This is a genomic window from Mesorhizobium sp. M1A.F.Ca.ET.072.01.1.1, from assembly GCF_004023325.1.
Classification (GTDB): domain Bacteria; phylum Pseudomonadota; class Alphaproteobacteria; order Rhizobiales; family Rhizobiaceae; genus Mesorhizobium.
In genome coordinates this window covers 1-397 of sequence record NZ_RZSF01000793.1, presented here as the reverse complement: position 1 = coordinate 397, position 397 = coordinate 1, and the positions used below count along the sequence as shown (strand labels likewise).

At 63.2% G+C, this 397-nt stretch carries 1 protein-coding gene; it reads left to right on the top strand.

Annotated elements, in window-relative coordinates; genetic code table 11:
- Positions 1-118 precede the first annotated feature (118 nt).
- Positions 119-397 (top strand): Lrp/AsnC family transcriptional regulator (locus EOA32_RS38070; RefSeq protein WP_145971549.1); only part of this gene is annotated, 279 nt, incomplete at its 3' end.

The window sequence follows — 397 nt, the reverse complement described above, 5'->3', positions numbered from 1 at the left end:
GCGAATGAGGGTGGGATCTGGCTGCCACAATGTCATGACTTATTAGAGATCGAAATCAGTGCAATTGACAATCGAAATCATGCGCCCCCATGGTGGCGGCAGCAAAAAGTGGACGCCCATGACCGCGGTGAAACTCGACCCGATCGACCTCAAGATCCTCGACGCGATCCAGCGCGACGGGCGCATCACCAAGCTGGCGCTGGCCGACAAGGTCGGCCTGTCGCCGACACCGTGCTGGATGCGGCTGCGCAAGCTGGAAAAGGCGGGCATCGTCTCGGGCTATCATGCCTCGGTCGCCATGCGAGCGGTGGCGCCGGTGGCGACCGTGCTGGTGGAGGTGACGCTGGCCAGCCACCGCCAGGCCGATTTCGACCGTTTCGAGCGCGTCGTCCGCGAC